The following is a 9,431-nucleotide window of genomic DNA, read 5'->3' as shown; positions in this document are numbered from 1 at the left end:
GCCCGCAGCTACGTGGGGACTGTGGCGGTGCGGGCGGCACTGCTGCCCGCAGCTAGGCCTAGGTGCACCACCATAGGAAGCGGTCGCAGGTTTTTGTGGGGGTTGGGGTCGGGGTCTCCGGTGGGGTGGGGGCCGTTGTTCGGGGCGGGTCGTCGTCGGGCTCCGGGGAGGACGGAGCCGGGTTCGCGGGGCCGGTGGGGGACGCGGGTCGGGAGGCCGGGGAGTCGGGATCGGTCGCCGTCAGGGACTTCGTGACCTCCGGGGAAGCCGACGTCGAGGGCGACGCGGACGGTGAGGCCGAGGTGGACGTGCTCGGGGACGGGGTCGTTGACGGCGGGGGTGACTGGGCCGTGTCGGCGGCCGGGGCCGCCGATGGCTCCGCCGCTTCCCCCACCTCCCGCGTCGTCGTGCCGTCCGCTGTTTCTGCACCGGTGGACGTCGGCTGGGCCGAGGTGTCCGGGGCGTCCAGGCCGAGTTCCGCCAGGCTCAGGCCGCCCGCCGCGAGGACGAAGCCCGCGGTGATGAGCACGGTGCGGCGGCGCCGGCGGCGGTGTGCGGCGGCCTTGCGGTCCCGGCGGCTCGCCCTGCCGCCCTCCGTCGGGGTCGCGGCGTCGTCGGCCTGCGGCGGACGTTCCTCATCGGCCGTCAAGTAGCCGCTCGGCGCGGGCGGTTGCTCGACAGGAGTGCCGCACCCAGGACAGGCGAGGGCGCCGTTCAGGTGCCGTCGGCACGGGTGGCAGTAGTCCATGACGCGGGAAGATTAAGTTCCGCGACGGGCCCGTTCCTAGACATGGCTGTGAAGGTTGTGTGGGAAAGCGGCCGGAGGCACTCCGCTCCGCTCTTCGAAACTGGCGAAACCGTTACCTGTCCGACCCATTGACACCCCCGCCGCACCCTCCTTAATGTCACGCCAGCATTTCGAACGGCTGACGAAATATCGAACGACGCGAGGGGCAACCGCCGTGCGCATCACCGGAATCAGCACACACGTGGTCGGGACGCCGTGGCGCAACCTGACCTACGTCCAGGTGCACACCGACGAGGGCGTCACCGGAGTCGGTGAGACCCGGATGCTCGGCCACACCGACGCCCTCCTCGGGTACTTGAAGGAGGCCGAGGCCAACCACATTCTCGGTTCCGACCCGTTCGCTGTCGAGGATCTGGTCCGCCGCATGAAGTACGGCGACTACGGCCGCGCCGGCGAGATCGTGATGTCCGGCATCGCCGTCGTCGAGATGGCGTGCTGGGACATCAAGGGCAAAGCCCTCGGCGTCCCGGTCTGGCAGTTGCTCGGCGGCAGGGTCACCGACAAGGTCAAGGCGTACGCCAACGGGTGGTACACGACCGAGCGGACGCCGGAGGCATACCACAAGGCCGCGCAGGGGGTCATGGAGCGCGGGTACCGGGCGCTGAAGATCGACCCGTTCGGCACCGGGCACTTCGAGCTGGACCAGCGGCAGACGAACTACGCGGTGTCGCTGATCGAGGCCGTGCGGGACGCCATCGGGCCCGACGCCGAGCTGATGCTGGAGATGCACGGCCGCTTCTCCCCCTCCACCGCCGTGCGGCTCGCGCGCGAACTCGCGCCGTTCAGGCCGGCCTGGCTGGAGGAGCCGGTGCCGCCGGAGAACCTCAGGGCGTTGAGGAAGGTCGCCGAGAAGGTCGACATCCCGGTCGCCACCGGTGAGCGCATCCACGACCGGATCGAGTTCCGCGAGCTGTTCGAGGACCAGTCCGTCGACATCATCCAGCCGGACGTCGGCCACATCGGCGGCATCTGGGAGACGCGGAAGCTGGCCGCGACCGCCGAGACGCACTACACGCTCGTCGCGCCGCACAACGTCGGCGGTCCCGTGCTCACCGCCGCCAGCCTCCAGGTCGGCTTCACCTCGCCCAACTTCAAGGTCCTGGAGCACTTCAACGACTTCGCCGACGCGGAGATCAAGAAGGTCGTGAAGGGAGCGCCGGTGGTGGATCCGGAGGACGGCTGCTTCCACCTGTCCGACGCCCCCGGACTCGGCGTCGAGCTGGACACCGACGCGGCGGCCGAATTCCCGCAGCAGCAGGCGCGGTTCGACCTGTGGGCCGAGGGCTGGGAGCAGCGCAAGCCCAAGGGGACGCAGGCATGAGCAGGGCGGTCGTCGTCGAGGCGCCGGGCGCGCACCGGCTCGTGGCGCACGAGCCGCGCGAACCCGGCCCGGGTGAGGCGCTGGTGCGGGTGCACGCCGCCGGGATCTGCGGCAGCGACCGCGAGGTCTACCAGGGCAACCGGCCCGAGGGGTACGTGCGTTACCCGCTCACCCCCGGCCACGAGTGGTCCGGGACCGTCGCCGCGGTCGGGGCCGGGGTGCCGGCGTCCCTGGTGGGGCGCAAGGTCGTCGGTGAGGGCTTCCGCAACTGCCAGGTGTGCGACCGCTGTCACGCGGGCGAGACCACCCTGTGCGGCGCCCGGTACGAGGAGACCGGGTTCACCCAGCCGGGTGCCATGGCACCCACGCTGACGCTGCCCGCCCGTCTCCTGCACGTCCTGCCCGACGGCGCCGACCTCACGGCGGCCGCCCTGCTGGAGCCGGCCGCCTGCATAGCGGCCGCCGCGCTCAAGGCGAACGCCCGGCCCGGCGAGCGGGTCGCCGTCGTCGGCACCGGGACGCTCGGCATGTTCGCCGTGCAGTTCCTGCGCGCCGCCTCCCCCGCCGAGCTGCTGGTGGTCGGCACGCGCGACGACCGGGAGGCGCTGTCCCGGCGGTACGGGGCGACCGGCTTCCGCACCAAGGACCAGGCCCTGCCGGACGACTTCGACGTCGTGATCGAGACCGCCGGTTCCGCGGACGCGGCCCGCACCTCCGCCGCGCTGCTGCGCAGGGGCGGGCGGCTGGTGCTGACCGGCATCCCGGCGCCGGGCGCGGACGGGCTGGACCCGACCGAGCTGGTGGTGCGGCAGCTGGAGGTGCACACCGTCTTCGGGGCACCCCCCGACGCCTGGGCGCACACCGTGCGCGTCTTCGCCGCCGGGCTGCTCGACCCGCTGCCGCTGGTGACGCACGAGCTGCCGCTCACCGAGTTCGCGCAGGCCATCGAGCTGGTGGGGGCCGGCGATCCCAAGGTCGGGAAGGTGCTGCTGCGCCCCTGAAGCCGTACGCCGGTGCGGTGGCGACCTGACGGCCTCCGTACCGGCGTACACCCACCGAACCGAGCTTTTCGTACCCTCCGCCGCGAACCTTGTCCGGTATTTCGAACCGGCATCTCGGGGCGGCCCGTCGCACACGAAGGACAGCCCGTGACCGACTCTTCCGCCCAGGCAGCGGCCCGCAGGCCCGGCGAGCAGGCGCTCGCCGCCCTCGGTCTGGCCGCGCCCGCCCTCGACCCCGCCGACGCCTCGCCGCACTCCTTCCCGGGCGGTGGCCGCTGGCGCACCGAGATCCCCTCCTGCGAGGGGCCGGAGGCGCTGGCCGTGGTGCTCAAGGAGTCCTCGCGGCTGGACGTGCCGGTCCACCGGATCAGCCAGGGCAGCGGCGTGTGGATGCTGACCGACGCCGAGATCACCGAGATGGTCGAGGCCACCGCCGCACGCGACATCGAGCTCTGCCTGTTCACCGGCCCGCGCGGCACCTGGGACATCGGCGGCTCCACCCGGACCGACTCCGGCGGCGCGGGCCTGAGGGCGCGCGGCCACGACGCGGTCGCCGGATGCGTCGAGGACGCCGTACGGGCCACCGAACTGGGCGTCAAGTGCCTGCTCGTCGCCGACGAGGGCGTGCTGTGGACGCTGCACCGGGCCCGGTCGGCCGGTGTCCTCCCGGCCGACACGACGCTCAAGCTCTCCGCGCTCGTGGGCCCCGTCAACCCGGCCTCGTACGAGGTGTACGAGCGACTGGGCGCCGACTCGATCAACGTGCCCAGCGATCTGACGCCGGCCCACCTGACCGAGATCCGGCGGGTTTCGGCCGCGCCCATGGACATGTACATCGAGGCACCCGACGACCTCGGCGGCTATGTGCGCATGTACGAGGTCGCCGAGCTGATCCGGCGCGGCGCCCCGCTGTATCTGAAGTTCGGCCTGTCGAAGGCGCCGGGGCTCTACCCCTACGGACACCACCTGCGGGAACTGACGCTGGCGACCGCCAAGGAGCGGGTGCGGCGCGGCCGGCTGGCCCTCGATCTCCTCCAACGGCACGGCGCCGGCGGGGACATGGCCCCGCTCGGCTCGCGGCTTCCGGGGGCGCTCAACCGGTTCGAGATCTCGTCATAACGTTCCGGAAACCCCCTTCACAAAAGACGACACGACCGCGCACAATCCCACACACCTGCTCTCGGTCGTTCCGCTCTCCCAGCGTTCTGGCACCACCAGACCGAGCCCTGCACCCACATCAAGGATGATGACCATGCGCAACCGCAGAGCCGCACTCGCCGCCGTCGCCTCCGCCGCCACCCTCGCCCTCACCCTGACCGCCTGCGGCCAGGACAGCGAGGGCGGCAGCGACGACAAGGGCGGCGGCGAAGGCGCCACCATCGGCATCGCGATGCCCACCAAGTCCTCCGAGCGCTGGATCGCCGACGGCGCCAACGTCGAGAAGGAACTGAAGGCCAAGGGGTACAAGACCAAGCTCGTCTACGGCGAGGACGACCCCGACCAGCAGGTCTCCCAGATCGAGAACATGATCACGCAGGGTGTGGACGCCCTGATCGTGGCCGCGATCGACAACAAGTCCCTGGGCAACGTGCTCCAGCAGGCCAAGGACGCCGACATCCCGGTGATCTCCTACGACCGGCTGATCCTCGGCACCGAGAACGTCGACTACTACGCCTCGTTCGACAACGAGAAGGTCGGCGAACTCCAGGGCGGCTACATCCTCGACAAGCTCGGCCTGAAGGACGGCTCCAAGAAGGGCCCCTTCAGCATCGAGCTGTTCGCCGGCTCCAACGACGACAACAACACCAAGTACTTCTTCCAGGGCGCGATGAACGTCCTGAAGCCGTACATGGACAAGGGCCAGCTCGTCGTCCGCTCCAAGCAGACAGCCCTCAACCAGGTCACCACCCTGCGCTGGGACGGCGGCACCGCGCAGAAGCGCATGGACGACCTGCTGACCTCCAGCTACCGCAGCGCCCGCGTCGACGCCGTGCTCTCGCCGTACGACGGCATCTCCATCGGCATCCTGTCCGCCCTGAAGTCGGACGGCTACGGCTCCGCCGGCAAGGCCATGCCGGTCGTCACGGGCCAGGACGCCGAGGTCGCCTCGGTGAAGTCGATCATCGCGGGCGAGCAGACGCAGACCGTCTACAAGGACCTGCGCCAGCTCGCCAAGGTCGCCTCCAACATGGTCGACGCGGTGCTGAAGGACAAGAAGCCCGAGGTCAACGACACCAAGTCCTACGACAACGGCTCCAAGGTCGTCCCCGCCTACCTGCTCCAGCCGGTCAGCGTCGACAAGGCCAACTACCAGCAGGTCCTCATCGACGGCGGCTACTACACCGCGAACGACCTCAAGTAACCGGGCCCACCCAAGGATTGGAAGGCACGACCATGGCGGGACCCGTCCTGGAAATGCGCTCGATCGTCAAGACCTTCCCCGGTGTCAAAGCGCTGTCGGACGTCACGCTGACCGTTCACCAGGGCGAGGTCCACGCCATCTGCGGCGAGAACGGCGCCGGCAAGTCGACCTTGATGAAGGTGCTCTCCGGCGTCCATCCGCACGGCAGTTACGAGGGGGACATCCTCTTCGAGGGCGAGACCTGCCGGTTCAAGGACATCCGGGCGAGCGAACAGCACGGCATCGTGATCATCCACCAGGAGCTGGCGCTGGTGCCGTACCTCTCCATCGCGGAGAACATCTTCCTCGGCAACGAGCACGCCAAGCGCGGGCTGATCAACTGGAACGACACGCTCAGGCACGCCACCGAGCTGCTGCGCCGGGTCGGTCTCGACGAGCACCCGGAGACCCGGGTCGCCGACATCGGCGTGGGCAAGCAGCAGCTGGTGGAGATCGCCAAGGCGCTGTCGAAGAAGGTGAAGCTGCTCATCCTCGACGAGCCGACGGCGGCGCTCAACGACGAGGACAGCGGCAAACTCCTCGACCTGATCCTTCAGTTGAAGGAACAGGGCATGACCTCGATCATCATCTCCCACAAGCTCAACGAGATCCGCCGGGTCGCCGACTCGGTCACCATCATCCGCGACGGGCGCTCCATCGAGACGCTCGACGTGAAGGCGGCGGAGACCACCGAGGACCGGATCATCAGCGGGATGGTCGGCCGCGACCTGGAGAACCGCTTCCCGGACCGGACCCCGCACCACCCCGAGGAGGGGTCGGCGCCCGCGCTGGAGATCCGCAACTGGACCGTGCACCACCCCATCGACCAGCAGCGCAAGGTCGTGGACGACGTGTCGATCGAGGTGCGGCGCGGTGAGATCGTCGGCATCGCCGGCCTCATGGGCGCCGGCCGCACGGAACTGGCGATGAGCGTGTTCGGCCGCACCTACGGCCGCTACGCGGGCGGCACGGTCCTGCGCGACGGCAGCGAGATCCGTACGAAGACCGTCCCGGAGGCGGTCGGGCACGGCATCGCGTACGTCACCGAGGACCGCAAGCACTACGGCCTCAACCTCATCGACACCATCAACCGGAACATCTCGCTGACCGCACTGGGCAAGGTCTCCAAGCGGGGCGTCGTCGACGAGCACGGGGAACGGCAGGTCGCCGAGGAGTACCGCAAGTCGATGAACATCAAGGCGCCGACCGTCTTCGAGCCGGTGGGCAAGCTGTCCGGCGGCAACCAGCAGAAGGTCGTCCTCAGCAAGTGGATCTTCGCGGGTCCCGAGGTGCTGATCCTGGACGAGCCCACCCGCGGCATCGACGTGGGCGCCAAGTACGAGATCTACACGGTCATCGACCAACTGGCCGCCCAGGGCAAGGCGGTCGTCTTCATCTCCTCCGAACTGCCGGAGCTGCTCGGCATGTGCGACCGCATCTACACGATGGCCGCGGGACGGCTGACGGGTGAGTTCTCGCGGGCCGAGGCGTCGCAGGAAGCGCTGATGCGTCAGATGACGAAGGACAAAGAGGTAAGCCGATGAGCACGGACGTGACCGACAGGACCCCGGCCCCCGCACCCCCGGGCAAAGGCGCCTCGGCCGACGGGGGCGGCCTGCTGCGGCTGATGCTCGACGGCATGCGCCGCAACATGCGCCAGTACGGCATGCTGATCGCCCTCGGCCTGATCGTGGCGCTGTTCGCCGTCTGGTCCGACGGCGACCTGCTGCTGCCGCGCAACGTCTCCAACCTGGTGCTCCAGAACAGCTACATCCTGATCCTCGCGATCGGCATGATGCTCGTCATCATCGCGGGCCACATCGACCTGTCGGTCGGCTCGCTGACGGCGTTCATCGGGGCGACGGCCGCCGTGCTGATGGTCGAGCACGATCTGTCCTGGCCGCTCGCGGTGGTGCTGTGCCTGGCCATCGGCGCGGCCGCGGGAGCCGTGCAGGGCTTCTTCATCGCCTACCTCGGCATACCGTCGTTCATCGTGACCCTCGCGGGCATGCTGCTCTTCCGCGGTCTGACGGAGATCTTCCTGAAGGGCCAGACGCTCGGCCCGTTCCCGAAGGACCTCCAGAAGATCGCCAACGGCTTCCTGCCCGAGGTCGGCCCGAACACCAACTACCACAACCTCACCCTGCTGCTCGGCTTCGCGCTGATCGCCTTCGTGGTCTACCAGGAGGTCCGCGACCGCAGGCGCCAGCAGGAGTTCTCCCTGGACGTGCCGCCGGCCAAGCTGTTCCTGCTCAAGCTGGTCGCGCTGGTCGCCGCCGTCCTCGTGGTCACACTGCTGCTGGCCAGCTACAAGGGCGCCCCGATCGTGCTGCTCATCCTGGGCGTGCTGGTCGTCGGCTTCGGCTATCTGATGCGCAACGCGATCGTCGGCCGCCACATCTACGCCATCGGCGGCAACCTGCCCGCGGCCAAGCTGTCGGGCGTGAAGGACAAGAAGGTCACCTTCCTGGTCTTCCTCAACATGGGCATGCTCGCGGCGCTGGCCGGCCTCGTCTTCGCCTCCCGCTTCAACGCCGCCTCGCCCAAGGCCGGCCTCAACTTCGAACTGGAGGCCATCGCCGCCTCGTTCATCGGCGGCGCGTCGATGAGCGGCGGGGTCGGCACGGTCCTCGGCGCGATCATCGGCGGTCTGGTCCTGGGCGTGCTGAACAACGGCATGAACCTCGTCGGCATCGGCACCGACTGGCAGCAGGTCATCAAGGGCCTGGTGCTGCTCGCGGCCGTCGGGTTCGACGTGTGGAACAAGCGCAAGGTCGGTTCGTAGCCAAGTACAGGAGCCGCAATGGAACTGAGCAGACGCACGGTCATGGCATCGGCCGCGGCCGCGGGCATCGCCGGCACCGCGTTCGGCGGCACGGCACACGCCACGGGAGGCAGGAAGCCGGTGAAGGAGCTCTTCGGCAAGCTGGCCGACGGCACGAAGGTGTACCGCTGGTCGCTGGAGAACGGCGGCACCCGGATGAAGGTGCTGTCGTACGGCGGTGTCGTGCAGTCCCTGGAGATCCCCGACCGCCGGGGCCGGCACGCGAACGTCTCGCTGGGCTTCGACGACCTCGGCGACTACGTGGCCCGCAGCCCGCACTTCGGCGCGCTGATCGGCCGGTACGGCAACCGCATCGCCAAGGGCCGCTTCACCCTGGACGGCAAGCGGTACCAGCTCTCCGTCAACGACGGCGAGAACTCCCTGCACGGCGGCGCCCTCGGCTTCGACTACCGGGTGTGGGACGTCGAGCCCTTCACCCGGGGCTCCGACGTGGGCCTGGTCCTGCACTACACCAGCCTCGACGGCGAGATGGGCTACCCGGGCACGCTCCGGGCGAAGGTGACGTACACGCTCACCCGGCGCGGCGAATGGCGCATCGACTACGAGGCCACCACCGACAAGGCCACCGTCGTCAACCTCACCAGCCACGTCTACTGGAACCTGGCCGGTGAGGGCAGCGGCACGATCGAGGACCACGAACTGTCGATCGCCGCCTCCCGGTACACGCCGACCGACGCCGGTCTGATCCCCACCGGCGAGCTGGCGAGGGTCGCGGCCACCCCGTTCGACTTCCGCCGCGCCAAGCCGATCGGCCGGGACATCCGGGCCGGCCACCCGCAGCTGGTCACCGCCAAGGGCTTCGACCACAACTGGGTGCTGGACAAGGGCGTCACCGACCGCCCCGAGCACATCGCCACCCTGCGCGACGGCGCCTCCGGCCGCACCCTGCGCATCGCCACCGACCAGCCGGGCCTCCAGTTCTACTCGGGCAACTTCCTCGACGGCACCCTGACCGGCACCGGCGGCTCCGTCTACCGGCAGGGCGACGCGCTGTGCCTGGAGACCCAGCACTTCCCGGACTCGCCGAACCACCCGTCGTTCCCGTCGACCGTGCT

The 9,431-nt window shown here is 69.6% G+C and carries 8 protein-coding genes; 7 read left to right on the top strand and 1 reads right to left on the bottom strand.

The window, feature by feature from the left end; translation table 11 throughout:
* Nucleotides 1-58: 58 nt before the first annotated feature.
* Nucleotides 59-748 (bottom strand): SCO2400 family protein, encoded by a 690-nt coding sequence (locus GTW67_RS38550; protein WP_237518905.1) that lies wholly within the window; start codon nt 746-748, stop codon nt 59-61.
* A 214-nt stretch (nt 749-962) separates the two neighbouring features.
* Between GTW67_RS38550 and GTW67_RS16875 the strand changes: the two genes are divergently transcribed.
* From GTW67_RS16875 to GTW67_RS16845, 7 genes are all read left to right on the top strand, one after another.
* Entirely contained in the window at nt 963-2,129 is a 1,167-nt protein-coding gene (locus GTW67_RS16875; RefSeq protein ID WP_161165649.1) for an enolase C-terminal domain-like protein, read from the top strand.
* On the top strand, nt 2,126-3,130 hold the full coding sequence (locus tag GTW67_RS16870; protein ID WP_161165648.1) for a zinc-dependent alcohol dehydrogenase: 1,005 nt from the start codon (nt 2,126-2,128) through the stop codon (nt 3,128-3,130). Before GTW67_RS16875 ends, GTW67_RS16870 begins: the two co-directional genes overlap by 4 nt.
* Before the next feature lie 147 nt (nt 3,131-3,277).
* A complete protein-coding gene (locus GTW67_RS16865) occupies nt 3,278-4,249 on the top strand; it encodes a hypothetical protein (protein WP_161165647.1) in 972 nt (323 codons plus the stop codon).
* A gap of 133 nt (nt 4,250-4,382) precedes the next feature.
* Nucleotides 4,383-5,492: a multiple monosaccharide ABC transporter substrate-binding protein gene (gene chvE / locus GTW67_RS16860; protein ID WP_161165646.1), complete on the top strand. Its 1,110-nt coding sequence runs from the start codon at nt 4,383-4,385 to the stop codon at nt 5,490-5,492.
* Between the two features lie 32 nt (nt 5,493-5,524).
* Complete coding sequence (gene mmsA, locus GTW67_RS16855) at nt 5,525-7,075, top strand: multiple monosaccharide ABC transporter ATP-binding protein (protein WP_161165645.1); 1,551 nt, start codon at nt 5,525-5,527, stop codon at nt 7,073-7,075.
* The gene (gene mmsB / locus GTW67_RS16850; protein ID WP_161165644.1) at nt 7,072-8,316 is read left to right on the top strand and encodes a multiple monosaccharide ABC transporter permease; all 1,245 of its coding nucleotides are present in this window, start codon (nt 7,072-7,074) and stop codon (nt 8,314-8,316) included. Before mmsA ends, mmsB begins: the two co-directional genes overlap by 4 nt.
* 18 nt (nt 8,317-8,334) lie before the next feature.
* Nucleotides 8,335-9,431, top strand: a 1,097-nt coding sequence (locus tag GTW67_RS16845; protein ID WP_161165643.1) for an aldose epimerase family protein, incomplete at its 3' end; no start/stop codon positions are given.

The sequence above is a fragment of the Streptomyces sp. SID5910 genome, from assembly GCF_009862125.1.
Taxonomy (GTDB): domain Bacteria; phylum Actinomycetota; class Actinomycetes; order Streptomycetales; family Streptomycetaceae; genus Streptomyces.
Note: the sequence above shows the minus strand (reverse complement) of the source record. Positions and strands in the feature narration are given on the sequence as shown.